Below are 22,381 nucleotides of genomic sequence, written 5' to 3' on the forward strand. Positions count from 1 at the left end.
GCAAAATTGCTCGGAAGGGGGCATCTAACATGGTATATGGCAGGAACTGGCGGCGATCGGCCGCTTTGGTTGCGCTGGCGACCGGATTGGTGACGGCGAACGGCGCGGCGGCGCAGCAGACGCGGTTGAGCAATCTCGATGACGCGGCGGCGGGCGAGGACGTCGTCGTCACCGGCACGCGGATCAAGCGTCCGGACCTGACGAGCAACAGCCCGCTGACCAGCGTCAGCTCGCAGGAACTGACCCTTCAGGGCACCAACAATATCGAGAACGCGCTCAACCGCCTGCCGCAGTTCACGGCGGACGCGAACGAGAATGTCTCGAACGGGTCGAACGGCACCGCGCAGATCAACCTGCGCAATCTCGGCCCCAGCCGCGTCCTGACGCTGGTCAACGGCCAGCGCCTGTTGCCGACCCAGGCGTTAGACCTGAACTTCATCCCCTCGGCGATAGTCGAGCGGGTTGATATCGTTACCGGCGGCGCCTCGGCCGTCTATGGTTCGGATGCGGTGTCGGGCGTCGTCAACTTCATCCTGCGCGACAAGCTCGACGGCTTCCGCCTGGATGCGCAGACCAGCATCGCCGACCACACCAATGACAACCAGTTCCTGCGCGGGATCGTGTCGGCGCGCGGCTATCAGACCGCACCCGAACATGTGTTCGACGGTGCGAAGCAGGACATCAACGCCGCGTTCGGCAAGACGATGCTCGACGGGCGGCTCAACATCACCGTCTTCGGCGGCTATCGCCATACCGAGCCGGTGCTCCAGTCGACCCGCGATGTGTCGGCCTGCGCGCTCAACAGCGAACTGACGACCTTCAGCTGCGGCGGGTCGAGCAACACCCCCTATGGTACCTTCACGCCGCTCGCCGGTCCGCTGGCGGGGCAGAAGCTGACCAACAGCAAGGACGGCACCAAGACCTGGGTGCCCTATGACAACAGCTACACCTATAATTACGCGCCGCTGAACTATATCCAGCGCAGCGGCGAGCGGTACAATGCCGGTGCGTTCCTCCACCTCGACATTTCGAAGGCGGCGGAAATCTATGGCAGCTTCATGTACATGGACGACCGCAGCTTCTCGCAGGTCGCTCCCTCCGCGCTCTGGTTCGGTCAGACCTATGCCGTGACCTGCAACAACCCGCTGATGAGCGCCAGCCAGCAACAGGCGCTGTGCGGCGCCGCCGCCGGCACCGCGACGACGCAGAATACGCTGGTCGGCTATCGCCTCGGCGGCAGCGGCACCCTGCCGCGTCGCGACGATCTCCAGCATCATTATTACCGCTCGATGGTCGGCGTGCGCGGCGATATCGGCCACGGCTTCAGCTATGACGTCAGCGTGCTGCGCTCGGTCGCGCATTATGACGAGCAGTATATGAACGACGTCAATGTCGTGAAGGCGCAGCGCGCGCTGCTCGCCGTGCCGGACGGCAAGGGTGGGGCGGTCTGCCAGTCGGTGCTCAACGGCACCGATACCGCCTGTACCCCGATCAACGTCTTCCAGGCGGGCGGGCTGACCGGCCAGCAGGCGCAATATCTCTATGCGCCGACGACGACCTGGGGGCGCTATGGCCTGAACGTCGTCTCGGGCTCGATCTCGGGCGATCTGGGCACGTTCGGCATCACCAGCCCCTGGGCGCGCGACGGCGTCAACATCGTGCTGGGCGGCGAGCATCGTCGCGAGACGCTGTACTTCACCGGCGACGAGGTGGCCAAGCAGGCGGGTACGCAGGACTCGGACGGCATCATCGCGGTCAATGAGGGTTTCGGCGAGATCGAGGTTCCGATCGCGCAGGACTCCGCGATCGGCAAGTCGCTGACGCTCAACGGCGGTTTCCGCTATTCGGCCTATAAGAACAACCAGCGTTCGACCGGCTATTCGTCGCGGTACAACGCCTTCACCTATAAGGGAGAGCTGAGCTGGCAGGTGATCGACCCGATCCGCCTGCGCGCCAGCTTCAACCGCGCCATCCGAGCGCCCAATATCAGCGAACTGTTCGACAACCTGTCGCTGGGCAACGTCAACGCGGTCGACCCCTGTGCCGGTGCGAAGCCCACCGCGTCGCTCAGCGCCTGTCAGCTGACCGGCGTCACCGCCGCCCAGTATAATAGCCGCCTGGTCATCGAATGCCCGTCCGGTCAGTGCACGGGGCAAACGGGTGGCAATCGCAACCTGAAGCCGGAAACGGCCGATACCTATACCGCCGGTATCATCCTGACACCGCAGGGTGGCCGCAACCTGTCCTTCTCGGTCGATTACTTCAACATCAAGGTGAAGGACTATATCGCCAGCATCGATACGAACACGATCATCGGCCAGTGCTTCTCGACGGGCAGCCCCTATTATTGCGGGCTGTTCCATCGCGATCCGGTGACCGGCTCGATCTTCGGTACCGGCTATGTCACCTCGACCAAGCTCAACACCGGCTATCTGAAGACCTCGGGCCTGGACATCGCCGGCAACGTGATGATCCCGCTGGGTAGCCTGGGCCGTCTCTATGGCGACTTCCTCGGCACCTATCTGTTCCAGCAGGCGAATCAGCCGCTGCCGGGCGGCGACAGCTATGACTGCAAGGGCCTGTTCGGTTATGCCTGCGGTCAGCCGACCCCGGTATGGCGTCACAATGTGCGCATGACCTGGAAGCCGGACGGGAAGACCAGCCTGTCGCTCAACTGGCGTTATATCGGCCCGACCAACAATTCGGCGACATCGAGCAACAGCTTTCTGAACAGTAAGTCTTCAGATCCGATCGACGCACACCTGCCAGCATACAGCTATTTCGACCTGACGGCGGGGGTCGAGGTCAATCGCAACCTGGCGCTGCGGATCGGTGCGAACAACCTGCTGGACAAGAGCCCGCCCGCCCTCGCTTCGGGCGTGCTGAACCTGTTCGGCAACGGCAACACCTATCCGGGCGTCTATGACGTGCTGGGCCGCCGCATCTTCGTGGGGGCGACCGTCAAGTTCTGACGATCGTCTTTGCCGGAATAAGAACGGGGTCCTTCCACCGATGTGGAAGGACCCCGAAGTTTGTCGGGAGAGGATGGCGGAGCCGATCGGCTCCGCCGGGCCTGCCGAAGCAGAGGGTCAGAACGTTCCGCGCAGACCGATCAGGAACTGGCGGCCGGGCTTGTACTGGGTGAAGGTGGCGTGCTCGAACTGGAAGTAGGACCGCAGCGTCGCGTTGGTGAAGTTGGCGACGTTAATGGTCAGCTGCGGCGCGCCGGGCATGCCGAACAGCTTGTCCAGGTCGAAGGACGACGAGAAGTCATAGGTGGTGAAGTCGGTGCCGAACAGCGCGGCATTGGGAATGCCGTTCTGCGCCGCGCCGCTGTTCTGCGCGCCCTGACGCGAGGTGGTGGCGACGCGCAGCATCACGCCGTTCTTCTCGTAATAGCCGGTGATGTTGTAGGTGAAGGGCGCGACGCCGAACGCCACGGCGGGGCCGTCGCTGCGCTGGTCGACGATGGTGGCGTTGGCGTTGAAGCCGAAGCCGGTGATGCCGATCGCGCGGGTCAGGAAGTCGAGCGGCTGGACCCACTGGAATTCCAGGCCGTTGATGGTCAGCTTGTTGGGCACGTTGACCTGCGAAGTGACCTGCACCTGCGCCTGGTTGGGCCCGCCGCGCGCGTTGATCGCGATCTGCTGCGTCGAGTTCAGCGTGTCATAGGTGATGCCGTACTGCGCCAGGTTCGAGAAGGGCACCGTCGAGATCGCGGTCGTCGTGAAGCCCTCGATCGACTTGCGGAAGGCGTTGAAGCTGATCACACCTTCCCGCCCGGTATAATATTCGAAGCCCAGGTCCAGATTGGTCGACAGATAGGGCGCCAGCGCCGGATTGCCGATCGAGGCCTGGTCGGCCGAGGGGGCGCCGAAGTTGACGCCCGGCAGCTGCGCCGACGGATCGGGCCGGGTCATCGTCCGCGAGCCCGCGACACGCACCACCGCATGCTCGCCAATGTCATAGGCCAGCGTCGCGGCGGGCAGCCATTCCGAATAGACGTTGCGCGTGTTGGCGATGTTCACGATGCTGGGATAGCGGCTGCCATCGGGCAGCGAGGCGCCCGAGGCGGTCGTGTTGCGCGGATCGGGCAGCGAGACGCGACCCGAAATCGTCTGGATCGTGTTGACGTAGCGCACGCCGACATTGAAGCGCAGCGTGTTGCCGCCCAGTTCCTGCGCGCCGTTGACGGTCGCGAAGGCCGACTTGACGATCTCGCGGATATAGCCCGCGCTCGCGCCGGTGTTCGCGCCGCCATTTTCGGGGGCGTTGTCGTGATAGAATTGATAGTTGCTCGCCTTGGCGAAGGCGGGCCAGTTGACCGTCACGAACCCGGCCGGCCCCGGCATCAGATAGCTCGACGCCGCGCTGTTGGGGATCAGCGACCCGCCATAGCTGACCGGCCCGCTCATCCCCGCCGTATAGCCGGTGCCATAGCCCGGATAGGTGGGATAGCCGGCGGGCGCCGCGCCGGGCGCGTTCAGGCCCTCGCAGGGCGGCTGCGAATTGGGGGAGGGGACCGCGACGTTGGGATTGTTGCCGCACACCGCGTTCTGCCAATATTGGCTGTTGTCGAAACCCCGGATGCGCCGCGCGGTATTGTCGAACGCGCCGCCGATCTTCACGTTGAGCGCGGTGTCGCCCCAGGTCAGGTCGCCGCGCATCCCCTTGTTGATGTACAGCCGCCGCTCGTCCTGGAGGTTGACGCGGCTGCCCGCATTCCAGCCGAAATTCTTCGGGTCGTTCAGGTCGAGCGCGCTGGTGATCGTCGGGATGCCGCCATCGTTCGAATAGGTGACGGTATTGCCGACGCCCAGCGGCGTGGTCATGCCGACGGTCGGGCTTTCGCGGTGGAAGGTCGAGCGCGCGTAATTGCCCTGGATGTTCAGCTTGAGCTTGTCGTTGATCTCCCACTCGCCGCCGGGATTGACGCTGAACAGGTGCGTCGTCTCGGTATAGGGGCGGAATTCGTTGAAGAACTGGACATTGGCGAAGGTGCCGCCGGTCACGGTGCAGCCCGCGCTGCAATCCGCCTTGTCGAAGGTCAGGTTGGTCGGGATGATCGCACCGTTGCGGACGATCCAGGCCATGTTCTCGCGGGTCAGCTCGTTCTTCTTGAAGCCGTACAGGCCGTCAATGTAGAAATGCAGCTGGTCGGTCGGGCGATATTCGGCGCTGACGATCGCGTTGATGCGGTCGCGGGGGCCACGGATGCTGGTGACGCGGCCCAGGCGCGGCAGCAGGCCGTTGTCGATCTGCTGGATGGTCGCGCCCGGATTGTTGGCGAGCAGGAAGTTGCGGTCGATCGTCGTCCCCGCCACCAGGCCGCCGCCCGCGCCTGCCGGTACGACCGACGGGATCGTCCAGTTGCCGCCGCCAGTGCTGTTGCATCCGCTGGTCGCGCCGCATTGCGCGGCGGTCAGCGCGGGGTTGGTATAGCCGATCGTCTCGAAACCGCGCGTGTCGGTAAACAGCCGCTGCGCCGAGACGCCCGCCAGGATGCCGACGGTGTCGTTGCGCCAGCTGCCGATCAGCGATCCGCGCGCCCCGATCCGGTCCTCGGGCGTCTGGTTGGACGCCTGGACGTTATAGGCGACGAACGAGGTCTGGCGATCGAAGGGCCGCGCCGAGCGCAGGTCGATGTTGCCCGCCGCGCCGCCTTCGAGCAGGTCGGCGGTATAGCTCTTGTTCACGGTCAGCTTGGTGAACAGGTCGGTCGGGAAGAAGCTGAGGTCGACCGAGCGGTCGGTGCCTTGCGCGTCGGTTGCGCCCGAGGAGGCGACGGCGATCGGCGCACCGTTCAGCGTGACGTTGGTGAAGTTCGACCCCAGGCCGCGAATGGCGACGTTGGTGCCTTCGCCGGTCACGTCGCGGGTGATGGTCACGCCCGGAATGCGGTTGAAGGACTCGGCGATGTTGGTGTCGGGGAACTTGCCGATATCCTCGGCGAAGATCGAATCGGTAAAGCCGGTCGAGGCACGCTTGGCGTTGGTCGACTTGGCCAGGCTCGACCGATAGCCGGTGACGACGATGTCCTCGCTCGTCGTGCCCTGGGTCTGGTCGGTCTGCGGCGCGGGGGGCGTCGACGGGCCATTGTCCTGGCCGTCGGCGGGAACCTGTTCCTGCGGCGGCGGCACCGCCTGGGCGAGCGCGGTCGACGCGCTCATGGCACCGGCGGCGGTCGCGCACAGCAGGGCCAGGCGGCGCAGGCGGATGGGGGGCACAGTCCTCATGTCAGGTCCTCTCGGTCGGTCCGCTGCCCTTCGCCGGGACATGCGGCTATTCGAATGTTGATGGCGGTCGGGGCGATCAGGCGTCGGGCGAGCGGTGCGGCAAGGCGGCGGCCGATGATGCGGGCCGCGTGACGCCCGATCGGGTCGGGCATGATGATGCCATGGATGCCATTCCGCTTCCCCTCACAACCGTCTGATGCGGCTTCGTTGATAGCGGTATCGTCAGGCCTATTGGTCTGTAAGTCAAATGAAATTGGCTAGACCAAAGCGTCCCGGCGAAGAATTTTGCCGGTTTGCAAGCTGTTATCGATTGCGGGCCGTCGTTCGCGGGTGCCTCGGTCGCGGTACGGTCGTCGCAGGGGCGTGCAAGGCAGGCCGATCATGCCGTCCGCTCGCGCCGACTCCCCACAGGTGGCCGGACCAAAGGCGTTGCGATGGTCCGGCCTTGTCACGCTTCCGGTCAGTGCGCCTGGCCCGGCGCGTAGGGAAAGCTCCGCGCCTTGTACCAGGCCAGGTCATGCTCGGGCGTACGGACCCCGGCGGGAAGGGGGCGATGGTTGACCGACATCCAATAGGCCAGGCTCGCGTCGCGCCACCACCGGGCTTCCTTTTCCTGGATGGCGAGATAGGTTGCGGTCTTCTGCCACCGTTCGGCATCGATTTTGGGACGCAGCGTGTCCCATTGCCGCTGCATATGGGCGACATAGGCGACGCCGCGATCATAATGCGCGACCATTTCGTCCCACAAAGTGCGCCCGCTCGCCATGCGGCGATCCCAGGGCAGGTGGTGGAACCAGAGCAGCATCGACTCGGGCGTCGTTGCCGGGTCGGCGAAGGCCCTGGCGACCGGGGCGGCATATTGGCCGACCGCGTTGCTGCCCTTCGCCGTCCGGTCGAAGCCGATGCCGCCCGCATCGGCGCGGTGATAATAGGCCGGGTTCCATTCGGGGCGCGCCAGATCGGCCACCCATGGCCCCGGTCCATAATGATGGCCGGTCGCCATCAGATGCGCGAGGCCGAGCGGTCCGGTATAGTCGACCACCGCCTCGCGCGATCCCATCATCATCGCGGTGACCGTGTCGACCACCTGACGGTCGGTGCCGAAGGTCTGCTCGGTCCAGTCGCGCGCAATGGCCTGTGCCGACAGGTCGGGGTCCCAGGCGAGGCGGCCGAAGGCGTACCAATTGGCCTGGTTGAAGGTCGATCCGCTCCAGTCGCGGTCGCGCCCGATATTGGCGACGCCCGCCATGCCCGAAAGCGCATGATGCTCCGCCGCGCCGTCGACCACATCGGCGACCGTCTCGCCCGGCTTCCACCCGGTCTTCGCGTCGAGAACCTCGGTGAACAGCGGGCCGAGATAGGCGAGATGGGTCGCGAAGCCGAGATATTCCTTGGTGATCTGGAACTCGATCATCAGGGGCGTGCGCGGCATCGCGCCGAACAGCGGGTGGAAGGGCTCGCGCGGCTGGAAGTCGATCGCGCCGTTCTTGACCTGCACCAGCACATTGTCGGCGAACTTGCCGTCCAGCGGCTTGAACTCGGTATAGGCCTGTTTGGCGCGATCTTCGGGATCGGTCTCGGCATAGACGAAGGCGCGCCACATCACGATGCCGCCATGGGGTTTGACGGCGGCGGCCAGCATGTTGGCGCCGTCCGCATGGCTGGCCCCGTAATCGCGCGGGCCCGGCTGCCCCTCGCTATTGGCCTTGACCAGGAAGCCGCCGAAATCGGGGATGGCGCGATAGATCTCGTCCGCCTTGGCCTTCCACCAGGCCGCCACCGCCGGATCGCGCGGGTCGGCGGTCTTCAGTCCGCCCAGCTCGATCGGCGCGGAGAATTTGACCGACAGATAGACGCGGATGCCCCAGGGGCGGAAGATATCGGCCAGCGCCGCCGCCTTGGCGATATAGGGCGCGGTCAGGCTGTCGGCCTTGGCGTTGACGTTGTTCAGGACGGTGCCGTTGATCCCGATCGAGGCGTTGGCGCGGGCATAGTCGGTATAGCGCGGATCGCGGAAGTCGGGCAGCGTCCACCAGTCCCACAGCGACTGGCCCGCATAGCCGCGCTCGATCGAGCCATCGAGATTGTCCCAATGGTTCAGCACGCGCAGCTTTACCTTGGGCGCGGACCGCAGCTCGACCCGATCGGCCGTTCCGCCGGTGGCGAGATGGCGGAGCAGCGCAAAGGCACCGTAGAGCGCGCCGCGATCGCTATTGCCCGCGACCAGAAGCATGGTCCGGCCCTGCAACGTCACCGGGCGTACCAGATAGCCTTCCTCGCCCAGCCCGCCGACATTCAGCCCTATCGTGCGAAGGGCAGGGTCCGAAGCGGTCGCCACCATGACGGGCAGCAGGCCCGAGGGCAGGGCGCGCCTCAGTTCGGAGCCCGCCAGTTCCAGCGTCGGGGACGTGCCCGACACCCTGACATCGGCCTGCCCGACCGTCGGTGCGGCGGTGCGCAGCCACAGCGCATAGCCATCGTCCGCCAGCGCCGGAAAGGGCAACGCCACCAAGGATAGGGACAGCGCGGTGGCCCATGCGCGAATCCGTTTCATGCCATGCTCTCCCGATGTGTCGGCGATTGACAAGCCGACGCTTGGCCCGCACGTTACCGCTATCAGACCAATTGGCAAGTCCGGTCAGACCGGCTGCCTGACAGGAGAGGGCCGTCATGAGCCGCAGGCATCGAACGATTCGCCATGCCGTTTTGCGCGGCCATCCTTCTGTCGCGCTTCTGGTCGCCTGAAGGACGCCGCCATGCCCAAGATCGTTTCCGCCCGCCTGATCGTGACCTCTCCGGGACGCAACTTCGTCACGTTGAAGATCGAGTGCGACGACGGCACCACCGGCCTGGGCGACGCCACGCTCAACGGCCGCGAACTCAGCGTCGCGAGCTATCTGCAGGATCACGTCCTCCCTTGCCTGATCGGGCGCGACGCGCACCGGATCGAGGATATCTGGCAATATCTCTACAAGGGCGCCTATTGGCGGCGCGGCCCGGTGACGATGACCGCGATCGCGGCGGTCGACATGGCGCTGTGGGACATCAAGGGCAAGATCGCCGGGCTGCCCGTCTATCAGCTGCTGGGCGGCGCGGCGCGTGACGCGTGCCTAGTCTATTGCCACGCCAACGGCACCAGCATCGAAGATACGATCGCCACCGCGATCCGCCACCGCGACGAAGGCTATCGCGCGATCCGCTTGCAATGCGGGGTGCCGGGGCTGGCCTCTACCTACGGCGTCGCCAAGGCGGGGCAGCGTTACGAGCCCGCCGATGCCGACCTGCCCAGCGAGAGCGTCTGGTCGACCGAGAAATATCTGCGCATCGTCCCCGAACTGTTCGCCGCCGCGCGCGAGGCTTTGGGCTGGGACGTGCATCTGCTCCACGACGTCCACCACCGGCTGACCCCGATCGAGGCGGCGCGGCTGGGCAAGGATCTGGAGCCCTATCGCCCCTTCTGGATCGAGGATGCGACCCCGGCCGAGAACCAGGATGCGTTCCGCCTGATCCGCGAGCATACGACGACGCCGATCGCGGTGGGCGAGATCTTCAACTCGATCTGGGATGCCAAGCATCTGATCGAGAACCAGCTGATCGACTATGTCCGCGCCACCGTCGTCCATGCCGGGGGGCTGACCCATTTGCGACGGATCGCCGCGCTCGCCGATCTGTATCAGGTCCGCACCGGCTGCCACGGCGCGACCGACCTGTCGCCCGTCACCATGGCGGCGGCGCTGCACTTCGGGCTATCTGTGCCCAATTTCGGCATCCAGGAGCATATGCCGCACACGGACGAGACCGACGCGGTCTTCCCGCATCATTACCGGTTCGAGGACGGGATGATGCATCCGGGCGATGCGCCGGGGCTGGGCGTCGAGATCGACGAGGCACTGGCGGAAACCTATCCCTATAAACGCGCCTATCTGCCGGTGAACCGGCTGGAGGACGGCACCCTGTGGAGCTGGTGAGATGAGCGACATGGCCAACGCCGCCGCGACCGCCCCCGAAACCGCCGCGCACGCCGTGCCGCCGCCGCGCGGGCGGGTCCGCTGGGTGATTTGCGGCCTGCTCTTCGCTGCCGTGGTGCTCAGCTATATCGACCGGCTGGTGCTGGGCGTGCTCAAGCCGCAGCTGACCGCGCTCTATGGCTGGACCAATAGCGGTTACGGCGACATCACCGGCTATTTCCAGGTCGCCTATGGCATCGGCTTCCTGTTGTTCGGCTGGCTGATCGACCGGATCGGGCCGCGCGCCGGGTATCTGCTGGCGATGGGCAGCTGGACCATCGGGCATTTCGCGCAGACGCTCGTCACCTCGACAACCGGCTTCGTGATCGCCCGCATCCCGCTCGCCTTCGGGGAGGCGGGGACCTATCCCTCGGCGCTCGCCGCCGCATCGCAATGGTTTCCCAAGAAAGAACGCGCGCTGGCCATCGGCATCTTCAACGCCGGGGCCAATGTCGGGGCGGTGGTGACGCCGCTGCTGATCGGCTTCATCGTCGCCGATCTGGTGCTCGACTGGCGCTGGGCTTTCATCATCACCGGGCTGTTCAACCTCGTCTGGCTGGCGGCGTGGTGGCGGCTCTATCACCCGCCCCATGCCCATCCGCGCATCACACCCGAGGAGCGCGCCTGGATCGAGACCGAGCCCGCCGAGACGAGCGGCCGCGCCGGGTTCCTCACCGTCCTGCGCCATCGCGAAGCCTGGTCCTACATGACCGGGCGCTTTCTGATCGATCCGGTCTGGTGGACCTTCCTGTTCTGGCTGCCCGATTTCTTCCACAGCCGTTATGGCTATGATCTCAAGAGCTTCGGGCCGCCTCTTGTCGCCATCTATATCATGGCGGATGTCGGTGCGATCGTCGGCGGCTGGTATTCGTCACGGCTGCTGAAGGCCGGGGTGGCGACCGGGCGGGCGCGCAAGCGGGCGATGTTCTTCTGCGCGCTGTTCGCGCTGCCGGTGATGTTCGCGGCGCAGGCGAGCAGCATCTGGATCGCGGTGGCGATGATCGGCCTGGCCTGCGCGGCGCATCAGGGCTTCTCGACCAATCTCTTCGCGCTGCCCGGCGACCAGTTCCCCCGTTATGCGCAAGGCACGCTGATCGGGCTGGGCGGCTTTGCCGGAGCGGCCGGCGGCTTCATCGCGTCGAAGGCGCTGGGCATGTTGCTCGACCGGGTAGGCAGCTACCAACCCTTCTTCATTGCCTGCGGCCTGGCCTATCTGGTCGCGCTGCTGGTCTTCCACCTGCTCAACCCGCGCTATCGGGACGTCCGGATCGGGAGGACACGGGACTGACGCGGGACGGGGCGTGACCGACCCGGCCATGGGTCGGTTTCATGCTGCACTGCATCCAAATCCGGCGGCGCTCGTTGCATCCCCAAGCGGACCATGGGTCGTCGCAGATCCGTGAGGACGCCTTTCGGGAGCCCGCCATGATCGACACCGCATCGCCTTCGCCCTCTTCCGCTCGTCCTCGGCTGGCGCTGGCCCTGCAGGGTGGCGGGGCGCACGGCGCCTATGGTTGGGGCGTGATCGAGCGTCTGCTGGAGGAGGAGATCGACATCGTCGCGGTCAGCGGGGCGAGTGCCGGGGCGTTGAACGGCACCGCGCTGGTCGCGGGACTGGCCGTCGGCGGCCGGGACGGCGCGCTGGCGGGGCTGGAGCGGCTGTGGAAGGCGGTGTCGCACGGATCGCCGCTAAGCGCCTTCGATCATCCATGGGGTGGGCCGCTGTTCGAGCCGTGGTTTCGGCGCTCGCTCGAAATGTCGAAGATGATGAGCCGCTATCTGGCGCATCTGTCTCCACAACTGCGCGAGATGCGGGCGCTGCGCCAAGTGGTGTCGTCGAGCATCGATCTGAGCGCCCTGACGCGCGACGGGGCGCTGCCGCTCTATATCGCCGCCACCGCAGTTTCGAACGGCGCGGCGCGTCTGTTCCGCAACGACGAGATCACGGTCGATGCGATCATGGCGTCCGCCTGCCTGCCTGATCTGTTCGCGGCGGTGACGATCGACGGCGAAGAATATTGGGACGGCGGCTTTTCCGCCAACCCCGCGCTGGAGCCGCTGATCTTCGACCATCATGGCGCGACCGACCTGTTGATCGTGCAGATCACCCCCTTCGGGGTGGACGAGGCGCCGACCTCGCTGGGCGGGATTATCGGGCGGATGAGCGATATCGGCTTCAATGCCTGCCTGTTGCGTGACCTGAAGGCGCTGACCGAAGTGCAGGCCATCGCCCGCAGCGCAGGCTCGTCCGATCCGGCGATGCAGGCGCTGGCCGCGACCAATCTGCACATGATGGCCGCCCCCACCGCGCTGGCCGAACGCGGTTCGGCGAGCAAGCTCGACACCCGCTGGTCCAAGATCCAGGAACTGCGCGAGTTGGGGCGGGCGACGGCGGCGGCGTGGCTGGATGAGAATGCCGGTCAGTTCCGTCGGTCCTCGACCCTGACCGATGACGACCTGCCCGAGGCGGTGGCGGCCTGATCCCCATCGCTGCGTGCAGCGCGGACCGATCAATGCCAGCTGGTCGCCCGCCGGATCGCCGCATCCACGGGCACGTCGTGCAGCCGCCGATAGCGCGCCTCGACAAGGCTGAAGAGTCCGAACGCCAGCAACCCTGCGCCGACGATCAGGTCGAACGGGTTGGTCAGCCATGACAGGACCCGCGCCATGCCGCCGGCCTCGCCCGCCTGTTCCTCGATCCCCGCCCGTGCGAGCAGATAGCCGCTGATCAGGAACACCAGCCCGCGCGCGGCATATCCCGCGCGACCGCTCCACTGCACCCAGCGTTGCCGCGCGACCGAGGCGTCCAGATAGCGCAGGAAGGACCCCTTGGTCGCCTTGACCAGCTGGACCGCGCCCAGCGCCGCCAGCACCACCGCCCCGACCAGCACGAGCGCCCAGCCGCCGGGCAGCTGAAGCGCCGTTCGCGCGCCTTCGCGCGTGCCGTCCCCGGACAGGGCCGCGCCCCGCATCACCGCGACGGCCTGCCACGCCAGGAAAAGGTGCACCGCACCGCTGACCCCCGCGCCGACCCGCTCCATCACGCCCTTGCGATCGGTGCCGTGACGCTCGATGTCGAGCGCCGCGTCGGCCAGGCGCCAGATGCCATAGGCCACCAGACCGACGGCGATGATCCCCAGCAGGATCTGGCCGCCGCCCCGCCCGAGATACTCGATGGCGCCGCTGGGATCCTCGGCCCTGCCGGTGCGAAGGATGAGAAAGGCGATGACGAGATAGAGCAGGCCGCGCGTTGCAAAGCCGATCCGGGTGAGGGCGGTCAGGCGCGAATTGGCGTTCATGCGGTCTCCTTTGCCCACGAAAACAAGGGCAAGGCGATCTCGTTCCCGGATTGGAACGACGTATTCAGGTCAGGGCGGCGCCAGCACTTCCCCCATCCGGACGACAGGGTGATCGAACGCTCCGTTCCGCGCCCCGCGACGAAGGTCTATGGTCGATCGACATTCAGCGATGCCTTTCCTTCCCTCGCCCCTCGCAGAGGGGAGAGGGTTGCGCAGACTTGGCCTTTGCGAGAGCAAAGGCTTAGTCGGAGCTGGGTGAGGGGCGGGCTCGCGAAGCGAGCGCGCGAGCCTTTGGGCTCGCTCAACCCCTCACCCAAGCTACGCTAGCCAGCAGGCTGGCAAGCTCCGCTAACCCTCTCCCCTGTCCCGGGGAGAGGGAAGAATATGCAATTGTGAATGTCGATCCGCCCTAGGTCGGCCCGATCCGGTGTGGCGCCCCGGCCACAGTCCGGTCCCGTTCTGCCGATGTTGCAGCCCTGCAATCCGCGCGATACACCGGGACGGCATCCGGGCGTCATGCAGACCGTCGCCCGTCCTGAACCGATCGAGACCATGGACCTCGAAACCCGCCTTCTCATCGTCGACGACGATCCCGGCATTCGCGAGCTGACGGCGGCGTTCCTCGCCGACCATGGCTATGTCGTCGATGTCGCCGAGGATGCGGCGGCGATGCGGGCGGCGCTGGTGCGCCATGCCTATGCGCTGGTCGTTCTCGACGTGATGATGCCGGGGGAGGACGGGCTGTCGGTGCTTCGCAGCCTCGACCGCACGACCGCGCCGCCGGTCATCATCCTGTCGGTGATCGGCGAAGAGGTCGACCGGATCGTCGGGCTGGAAATGGGCGCCGACGATTATATCGCCAAGCCCGCCAATCCGCGCGAACTGCTCGCCCGCATCCGCTCGGTCCTGCGTCGCAACCAGGGGCGGCCGGCCGCGATCGCCTCGGTCCAGACGGCATCGCCGGAGCGCGCATATCTGCGCTTCGCGGGCTGGCGGCTCGACCCGCTGGGACGGCAGCTGTTCGATCCGGACGAGGTCCTCATCAACCTGTCCGATGGCGAGTTCCGCCTGTTGATCGTGCTGGTCGAGCATCCGCGCCGCGTCCTGACCCGCGACTTCCTGCTCGACCAGTCGCGCGGGGCCAATGCCGAGCATTTCGACCGCGCGATCGACGTCCAGATCAGCCGGTTGCGCCGCAAGCTGCAACGGTCCGACGGGCGCGGCGGCGACGATCTGGTCCGCACGGTGCGCAACGAAGGCTATCTGTTCACGGCCGATGTCGAGCGTCGCTGACCGGCGACGCGACCGGCGCGGCTCCTCGATCGCGGCGCCGATCTTCCTGCTGGTGATCGTCTCCGTCCTGGTGGCGACGGCGATCTCGTTCGTGGTCACCTTTTCCGGGCCGCCCCCTTTCGACTTTCCCAGCAGCCTGCGCTCGATCGCGATGACGCTGGAAGGCAAGGGGCCGCCGCCCTTCGACCGGGGCGGCCCGCCGCTCGGCGTGGCGCAAGCGGCCGATGGCCAGGATCCCGGACCGGGGCCGCCACGGCGTCGAAGGGAACGGGCCGCGCCCATGGCCCGTAGCGGGGAAGTCGCCGATCCCACCGCCCGTCGTCGCCTCGCCGCCGAGTTGGGCGTCTCGCCCACCGCTGTCCTGGCCTTTACCGAAACGGCGGGCAAGACGGAGCGCGATGCCTTTGTCGGCAGCTTCACCTTCGCCTGGCATGAGGGAGCGGGCTGGTGGGTCGTGCGCAGCCATGTGCCGCCCTATCTGACGCGCTGGCACGTCCGCACCCTGCTGGCGATGTTGGTCGCGATCCTGCTGCTGTCCCTGCCGGCCTGGTGCATCGCCCGCGCGCTGACCCGGCCCCTGCGCCGCCTCGCCAGCGCCGCCGATCAGGCGGGCACCGGCGCCGCGCTGCCCGCGCTGCCGGGGGGCAGTCGCGAGGTGCGCGATCTGGCGCGTGCGGTGACGACGATGCACGCCCGTCTGGCGCACCATGCCGAGGCGCGCACCGCGATGCTGGCGGGGATCGCGCATGACCTCGGCACGCCGCTGTCGCGGCTCGCCTTTCGCGTCGAACAACTGCCCGAGGACGCCCGCGCCCGCGCCGCCGCCGATATCGGTGAGATGCGCGCGATGATCGCCGCCACGCTGGCCTTCACCCGGGACGAGGCGGTCCAGACCGACGCGCGCCGCCTCGACCTGGCCAGCCTGCTCGACAGTCTGGTCCAAGACATGGCCGATGCCGGTCAGCCCGTGACGCTGATGCCCGGCCCGCGTGCGGTCGTGCGCGGCGATACGGCGGCGTTGCGGCGGCTGTTTGCCAATCTGATCGAGAATGCCGTGCGCTATGGCGAGCGGGCGACGATCGGGTGGGAGATTGCGCGCGGGAATGTCGGCATATGGGTGGCCGACGACGGACCCGGCATCGATCCGGCGCAGGCGGAACGGCTGTTCCAGCCCTTTGTGCGCGGCGACCCCTCACGCAACCGCGCCACCGGCGGCACCGGGCTGGGTCTCGCCATCGTCCGGTCGATCGCGACGCGGCACGGCGGCGCGGCGACGCTGGAAAATGGCGATCGCGGCGCGATGGCGCGTGTGGTGCTGCCGCTGGCGAGCTGACACACGCTGCAACAACATGGCTGCATCCCGACATAGGCGGGCAATCCGGCAGGCCGACATGCTCCTTCTGTCCGAAGGAGTATGAGTGCATGTCCGACCGCCACCCCGACCACGCTCACCGCCTGGCCGACGATCTGAAGGTCATGGAGACGCTGATGGCGCGCCGTCGCGCGCTGAAGTGGTTTGCCGGTGCGGGCACCGCCGCGCTGGTCGCGGGTTGCGGCGGCAACGACACGGCGTCGGGCAGCGTCGCGGTGGTGAGCGGCTCCACCCCCAGCGCCACGCCGACACCAACACCGACCGCAACCCCCACGCCGACCGCCAGCGGCACGAGCACGGCCTGCATCGCCGACCCGGCCGAAACCGCCGGTACCTATCCCGGCGACGGCACCAACACCGCCTCCGGGGGACGTCCAACATCCTCACCGTGAGCGGCGTCGTGCGCAGCGACATCCGCCCCAGCTTCCTCTCGACCACCACGGTCGCGACCGGCGTTCTGCTGAAGATCACGCTGACCCTGGTCGACGTCAACGCCACCTGCGCACCACTGGCCGGTTATGCGGTCTATCTGTGGCATTGCGACCGGCAGGGGCTCTATTCGCTCTATACCGCCCCGACGGAAAGCTATCTGCGCGGCGTCCAGGTGACCGATGCCAATGGCCAGGTTAGCTTCACCACCATCTTCCCCGGCTGCTATGACGGGCGCTGGCCGCATATGCATTTCGAGGTCTTCTCCAGCCTCTCCAACGCGCTGGGCGGCCGTTATGCAGTCCTGACCTCGCAGCTGGCGATGCCGAGCGCCGTCTGCTCGGCCATCTATGCCGATGCCACCACCTATCCATCGAGCGCCGCGAAGTTCGCGCGTATTTCGCTGTCGAGCGACGGCATCTTCGGCGACAACAGCGCGGCGCAGATCGCCCAGCAGACGCCGGTGTTCAGCGGCAACGTCAAGGGGGGTTACGACGCGACCGCGCTGATCGGTATCGCCCGCTGAATTCCCTCACGCCAAAGCATTTGGCCGATGCTTTTGCACGCCATGCCGCAGCATCTTCTGCGGGTCGAAGCCGGTGGCCGCGACAGGCATTGAGCCAAGGGGCGCGATGCCGGTAGTGATCGAGTATCATGATCTATCCATCCCGAATAATCGATTGGACAGATTGCCTGCGGGCGCGGCACTATCCGTGGTGAAGTGACATCGGTAGGAAGAGGAAACCGAGATGGCCGATTACGAAAAGCCCAAGAGCGGCGGTTGCCCGATGGGTGGCAAGGGCGGCGGCGAGGTCAAGGCCCGGTCGCTGCTGGGACGGACCAACAAGGACTGGTGGCCCGACGCGCTGCCGATCGACATGCTGCACCAGCACGGCATCTCGCCCGACCCGATGGGCGAGGGCTTCGACTATGCCAAGGCGTTCAACGCGCTCGACTATGCGGCGGTCAAGGCCGACCTGCTTGCGCTGATGACCGACAGCAAGCCGTGGTGGCCCGCCGATTACGGTCATTACGGCCCCTTCATGATCCGTATGGCTTGGCACGCCGCCGGCACCTATCGCGTGACCGATGGGCGCGGTGGTTCGTCCTCGGGGCAGCAGCGCTTCGAGCCGCTGAACTCGTGGCCGGACAATGGCAATCTCGACAAGGCGCGGCGCCTGTTGTGGCCGATCAAGCAGAAATACGGCAAGCATATCAGCTGGGCCGATCTGTTCATCCTGGCGGGCAATGTCGCGATCGAGAGCATGGGCGGGCCGACCTTCGGCTTCGCGGGCGGCCGCAAGGACGTCTATGCGTCGGAGGGCGATACCTTCTGGGGCGCCGAGGAGCTGTGGGTCGATGAAGGCGCGCAGACCCGCATCACCGAGGAGACGCCCGAGCTCGAAGGACCGCTCGCCGCGATCCAGATGGGCCTCATCTACGTCAATCCCGAAGGGCCCGGCGGCAATCCCGACCCGCTGACCTCCGCGCGCGACATGAAGGCGACGTTCCGGCGGATGGCGATGAACTCCGAGGAGACGGTGGCGCTGACGGCGGGTGGCCATGCGTTCGGCAAGGCGCATGGCGCCAAGCCCGCCCCGCACTTCAAGAACCCGGCGGCCGAAGCGGTGCACCAGCAGGGGCTGGGCTGGCTGACCGACAGCGAGGAGATCGGCCAGGGGCATATCACCACCTCCGGCATCGAGGGCGCATGGTCGAACAATCCGACCAAGTGGACCGGCGACTATCTGCGCCTGCTGTTCAAATATGACTATGAACTGACGCAGAGCCCGGCGGGCGCCAAGCAGTGGACTCCGGTCAATCCCGACCCCGAGGACATGGCCCCCGACGCGCGCGATCCCAACAAGCGCGTGCCGACCATGATGACCACCGCCGACATGGCGCTGAAGATGGACCCCGAGTTCCGCGAGATCGCGCTGCGTTTCCGCGAGGATCAGGCGGCGCTGGACGATGCCTTCGCCCGCGCCTGGTTCAAGCTGACCCATCGCGACATGGGCCCCAAGATCCGCTATCTCGGCCCCGAAGTGCCCGAAGAGACGTTGATCTGGCAGGACCCCGTGCCCGAAGGCACCGTGCCGTCGGATGCGGCCGTGGCGGCGTTCAAGGAGGCGGTGCTCTCCAGCGGCTTGACCGTCGGACAGCTGGTCAAGACCGCTTGGGCCTCGGCCTCGACCTATCGCCGGTCGGACCATCGCGGCGGCGCGAACGGCGCGCGCATCGCGCTGGCTCCGCAGAAGGACTGGGCGGTCAACGAACCCGAACAGCTCCAGCAGGTCCTGGCCAAGCTGGACGAGCTGCGCGGCGACATGTCGCTGGCCGATGCGATCGTGCTGGCGGGTTCGGCGGCGGTCGAGAAGGCGGCGCGCGATGCCGGGTTCGACGTGGCGGTCCCGTTCCTGGGCGGTCGCGGCGACGCGACGCAGGAATGGACCGATGTCGAGAGCTTCATTTGGATGGAGCCGCAGGCCGATGGTTTCCGCAACTATCTGAAGACCCGCAACCCGGTGAAGACCGAGGAGCTGCTGCTCGACCGGGCCTCGCTGCTCGGGCTGTCCGCGCCCGAAATGACGGTGCTGGTCGGCGGCCTGCGCGTGCTGGGCGCGAACTTCGGCGATGCGCCGGAGGGCGTGCTGACCGACCGTCCGGGGCAGCTGACCAACGACTTCTTCGTCAACCTGCTCGACAATGGTACCTTCTGGGATCTGGTCGACGCGTCGAGCGACGAGAAGTTCATCGGTTACGACCGTGGCGGCCGCCAGGAAAAGTGGCGCGCGACCCGGACCGACCTGATCTTCGGCTCCAACTCGCAACTGCGCGCGACCGCCGAGGTCTATGCCGAGAACGGGCACGAGGAGAAGTTCGTGCGCGACTTCGTGCGGGCCTGGGTGAAGGTGATGAACGCGGATCGCTTCGACGTGACCGCCAAGCCGGTGTCGGCCAACCAGGCCAGCTAACCGCCCTCAGGGTGAGAAGGGGGGCGCGGTGTCCGGACTCAGGTCCGGGTCGCCGCGCCCCTTTTTTCATGTCGCCCGGATCGTGCGGGCGTGCCGCACCGGCGGCGCTCCGGGCCGTTCAGCCTTGCAGCCAGTCCCGCAACAACTGGGTGACCTCGCCGGGGCGCTCCAGCGGGGCCAGATGCCCGCAATGGCGGATCTCGTGGAGGCGCGCGCCGGGAATCCGGTCGGCCAGCTCGCGCGCTTCGGCGGGCAGGCATATGCGGTCATATTCGCCCACCGCCACCAGCGTCGGCACCCGCACCGCCGCGATGGCCGCGCTGATGTCCGGCCGGGCGAGCATGGCCCGCTGCTGGCGCTCGAAGACGGCCGCGCCGACGCGCTCGGCCATCGCCTGGACGGGGCCGCTGACGATCGGGGTCAGCGTCGGGTCGGCATGGGGTGCGGTGGCGAGCAGGCCCTGCTCGGCGACGGTGCGCGGGCGCATCCGCATCGACGCGCGGGTGCCGAACAGCGCCACCCGCTGCACCCGCTCGGGGGCCTGGCGGATGACCTCCAGCGCGACATAGCCGCCCAGGCTGACCCCGGCGACCGCGAAGCGGGGCGGGGCGTGGGCCAGCACCCGCGCGGCCATCGCCTCCAGCGTGTCGTCGACGGTCAGGTCGCCGAGCATCGGATGGGTGACGTCGCTCAGGTCGATCACCTGCCTGGCCCAGAGTTGGCCATCGCAACCCATGGCCGGCAGCAGGATGAGGGGCGGCGCGTGGCGGATCATGGCAATGTCTCCCGATGGGGCGTGAGGGTGGATGCGTCAGGCGAACAGGGTCAGGAGCCCGCGCGCCGGGTCGGTCAGCCCTTCCCAGATCATCTTGCCCGCGACCCACAGGATGACGAGCAGCCCGACATAGGCGAGCCAGCGATAGCGCTCGATCACGCGGGCGAGGATATTGGCGGCCAGCCCCATCAATGCGACCGACAGGATCAGGCCGATGGCGAGGATGCCGGGATGGTCGCGCGCCGCGCCCGCCACCGCCAGAACATTGTCGAGGCTCATCGATATGTCGGCCACCGCGACCGCCCAGGCGGCGGCCCAGAAGCGGCGCGGGGCCTGGTGCGCCAGCGCATCGTCGTCACCGTCGCCGCCACGCAGTTCGCGCCACATCTTCCACGCGACCCAGACCAGCAGCAGCCCGCCCGCCAGCACCAGCCCGACGATCTGGAGCAGCTGCGTCACGACCAGCGCGAAACCGATGCGCAGGACCAGCGCGGCGACCACGCCGACCAGGATCACCTTGCGCCGCATCGCCGGGGGCAGCCCCGCCGCCAGCGCGCCGACGACGATGGCGTTGTCGGCGGCCAGCAGGACGTCGATCAGGACGACCTGGGCAAAGGCCGCCAGCGCTGCGGGCGTGCCGATCGCGGCGAAGTCGGCGACGATATGCGGCCAGAGCGTCTCCATCGGATCAGCCCATCAGCGGGAAGGCGAGCACCGCCATCCCGACCAGCGTCATGACCGCGCAGACCATCGCGGCGGGGACCAGGGTGAAACGCTGGTGATCGGCCAGGTCGACGCCCGCCAGGCTGACCAGCAGATAGGTCGACGGCACCAGCGGGCTGAGCAGATGGACCGGCTGGCCCATCAGCGAGGCGCGGGCGATCGCCATCGGCGACACGCCATAATGCGTCCCCGCCTCGGCCAGGATCGGCAGCATCCCGAAATAGAAGGCGTCGTTGGAGATGAAAAAGGTGAAGGGCAGGCTGAGCGCGGCGGTGATCGGCGCCATATACGGCCCCAGCACCGGCGGAATCCAGCCGACGACCTCCTTGCTCATCGCCTCGACCATGCCGGTGCCCGACAGGATGCCGGTGAAGATGCCCGCCGCGAAGATCAGCGAGACGACCGACAGGACATTGCCCGCATGGGCGGCGATCCGCTCCTTCTGCTCGGCGACCTGCGGATAGTTGACGATCATGGCGACCGCGAAGGCCAGCATCATCAGCACCGACAGCGGCAGGATGCCCGAGACCAGCCCCGCGATCAGCGCGATGGTCAGCGCGGCGTTGAACCCGCGCAGGTGCGGGCGGCGCGCCTCGGGAAATTGCGACACGGCCATGCCGGTGAAGGCGGTCGGCTCATTGGCCTTCACATGGCCGATGCGGCGACGCTCCTTGCGGCCGAACCAGATCGCCAGCCCGATCAGGAAGGCGAGCCCGGCGATCATGCCGGGGATCAGCGGCAGGAACAGCGTGGCGGGGTCGAGCTTCAGCGCGCTGGCGGCGCGGGCGGTCGGGCCGCCCCAGGGGGTCAGGTTCATGATCCCGCTGGTGCTCATCAGCAGGCAGCACAGATATAGCCGGTTCATGTCGTACCGCTTGTAGAGCGGCAGCAGCGCGGCGATGGTGATGATGTAGGTGGTCGACCCGTCGCCATCCAGGCTGACGATCGCGCACAGCACCACCGTGCCGATCAATATGGCCAGCGGATCGCCGTGCACCACGCGCAGCAGCCGGTTGACCAGCGGATCGAACAGCCCGGTATCGGTCATGATCGAGAAGAACAGGATCGCGAAGAGCAGCATGACGCCGGTCGGCGCGAGATTCTTGATGCCGTCGATCATCATGTCGCCCAGGCCGGAGGCGAAACCGGCGATCAGCGCGAAGGCGGTCGGCACGACGATCAGCGCGACCAGCGGGGTCATCCGCTTCGTCATGATGAGCGTCATGAAGGTGGCGACCATCAGGAAGCCAAGCAGGGCAAGATCCATCGAAG

General features: G+C 67.1%; 16 protein-coding genes. 9 read left to right on the forward strand and 7 right to left on the reverse strand.

Annotated elements, in window-relative coordinates:
- The first annotated feature begins 29 nt into the window (after positions 1-29).
- A complete protein-coding gene (locus tag ABIC44_RS02690) occupies positions 30-2,972 on the forward strand; it encodes a TonB-dependent receptor domain-containing protein (protein WP_354293457.1) in 2,943 nt (980 codons plus the stop codon).
- A 117-nt stretch (positions 2,973-3,089) separates the two neighbouring features.
- Here ABIC44_RS02690 and ABIC44_RS02695 read toward each other — a convergent pair whose 3' ends face one another.
- The 3 genes from ABIC44_RS02695 to ABIC44_RS02705 all read right to left on the reverse strand — a co-directional run bounded on the left by ABIC44_RS02695 (position 3,090) and on the right by ABIC44_RS02705 (position 8,790).
- Complete coding sequence (locus ABIC44_RS02695) at positions 3,090-6,236, reverse strand: TonB-dependent receptor (protein WP_354293459.1); 3,147 nt, start codon at positions 6,234-6,236, stop codon at positions 3,090-3,092.
- Complete coding sequence (locus ABIC44_RS02700; RefSeq protein WP_309694574.1) at positions 6,233-6,388, reverse strand: hypothetical protein; 156 nt, start codon at positions 6,386-6,388, stop codon at positions 6,233-6,235. The genes ABIC44_RS02695 and ABIC44_RS02700 overlap by 4 nt, the downstream gene beginning before the upstream one ends.
- A 308-nt stretch (positions 6,389-6,696) precedes the next feature.
- Positions 6,697-8,790, reverse strand: a complete 2,094-nt coding sequence (locus ABIC44_RS02705; RefSeq protein WP_354293461.1) for an alpha-glucuronidase family glycosyl hydrolase — start codon at positions 8,788-8,790, stop codon at positions 6,697-6,699.
- A gap of 202 nt (positions 8,791-8,992) precedes the next feature.
- Here ABIC44_RS02705 and manD point away from each other — a divergent pair, with 202 nt between their 5' ends.
- The 3 genes from manD (at position 8,993) to ABIC44_RS02720 (ending at position 12,724) form a co-directional block, all read left to right on the forward strand.
- A complete protein-coding gene (manD, locus tag ABIC44_RS02710; RefSeq protein WP_354293462.1) occupies positions 8,993-10,204 on the forward strand; it encodes a D-mannonate dehydratase ManD in 1,212 nt (403 codons plus the stop codon).
- Between the two features lie 10 nt (positions 10,205-10,214).
- A complete protein-coding gene (locus ABIC44_RS02715; protein WP_354293695.1) occupies positions 10,215-11,531 on the forward strand; it encodes an MFS transporter in 1,317 nt (438 codons plus the stop codon).
- 137 nt (positions 11,532-11,668) lie between these two features.
- A complete protein-coding gene (locus ABIC44_RS02720; protein WP_354293464.1) occupies positions 11,669-12,724 on the forward strand; it encodes a patatin-like phospholipase family protein in 1,056 nt (351 codons plus the stop codon).
- A gap of 29 nt (positions 12,725-12,753) precedes the next feature.
- Here ABIC44_RS02720 and ABIC44_RS02725 read toward each other — a convergent pair whose 3' ends face one another.
- A complete protein-coding gene (locus ABIC44_RS02725) occupies positions 12,754-13,542 on the reverse strand; it encodes a DUF1206 domain-containing protein (RefSeq protein WP_309694582.1) in 789 nt (262 codons plus the stop codon).
- 516 nt (positions 13,543-14,058) lie between these two features.
- On the opposite strand from ABIC44_RS02725, the gene ABIC44_RS02730 reads away from it, so the two are divergent.
- The 5 genes from ABIC44_RS02730 to katG all read left to right on the forward strand — a co-directional run bounded on the left by ABIC44_RS02730 (position 14,059) and on the right by katG (position 19,611).
- The gene (locus tag ABIC44_RS02730; protein WP_354293466.1) at positions 14,059-14,835 is read left to right on the forward strand and encodes a response regulator; all 777 of its coding nucleotides are present in this window, start codon (positions 14,059-14,061) and stop codon (positions 14,833-14,835) included.
- Positions 14,819-16,168, forward strand: a complete 1,350-nt coding sequence (locus ABIC44_RS02735; protein ID WP_354293468.1) for an ATP-binding protein — start codon at positions 14,819-14,821, stop codon at positions 16,166-16,168. Before ABIC44_RS02730 ends, ABIC44_RS02735 begins: the two co-directional genes overlap by 17 nt.
- A gap of 89 nt (positions 16,169-16,257) precedes the next feature.
- Positions 16,258-16,599 carry a hypothetical protein gene (locus ABIC44_RS02740; RefSeq protein WP_354293469.1) on the forward strand — a complete coding sequence of 114 codons (342 nt, stop codon included), beginning with the start codon at positions 16,258-16,260 and terminating at the stop codon, positions 16,597-16,599.
- Positions 16,596-17,162 (forward strand): intradiol ring-cleavage dioxygenase, encoded by a 567-nt coding sequence (locus tag ABIC44_RS02745; protein ID WP_354293471.1) that lies wholly within the window; start codon positions 16,596-16,598, stop codon positions 17,160-17,162. Before ABIC44_RS02740 ends, ABIC44_RS02745 begins: the two co-directional genes overlap by 4 nt.
- A gap of 223 nt (positions 17,163-17,385) precedes the next feature.
- A complete protein-coding gene (gene katG, locus ABIC44_RS02750) occupies positions 17,386-19,611 on the forward strand; it encodes a catalase/peroxidase HPI (RefSeq protein WP_354293473.1) in 2,226 nt (741 codons plus the stop codon).
- Between the two features lie 118 nt (positions 19,612-19,729).
- Here katG and ABIC44_RS02755 read toward each other — a convergent pair whose 3' ends face one another.
- From ABIC44_RS02755 to ABIC44_RS02765, 3 genes are read right to left on the reverse strand one after another with little or no spacing between them, the layout of a single operon-like run.
- The gene (locus tag ABIC44_RS02755) at positions 19,730-20,386 is read right to left on the reverse strand and encodes an alpha/beta fold hydrolase (RefSeq protein WP_354293474.1); all 657 of its coding nucleotides are present in this window, start codon (positions 20,384-20,386) and stop codon (positions 19,730-19,732) included.
- A gap of 36 nt (positions 20,387-20,422) precedes the next feature.
- The gene (locus ABIC44_RS02760; protein ID WP_354293476.1) at positions 20,423-21,070 is read right to left on the reverse strand and encodes a YjbE family putative metal transport protein; all 648 of its coding nucleotides are present in this window, start codon (positions 21,068-21,070) and stop codon (positions 20,423-20,425) included.
- Positions 21,071-21,074: 4 nt separating this feature from the next.
- Positions 21,075-22,376 (reverse strand): CitMHS family transporter, encoded by a 1,302-nt coding sequence (locus ABIC44_RS02765; RefSeq protein ID WP_354293478.1) that lies wholly within the window; start codon positions 22,374-22,376, stop codon positions 21,075-21,077.
- Positions 22,377-22,381 lie beyond the last annotated feature (5 nt).

Origin of the sequence: Sphingomonas sp. 1185, assembly GCF_040544655.1 — a bacterium.
In the GTDB taxonomy this organism is placed as follows: domain Bacteria; phylum Pseudomonadota; class Alphaproteobacteria; order Sphingomonadales; family Sphingomonadaceae; genus Sphingomonas.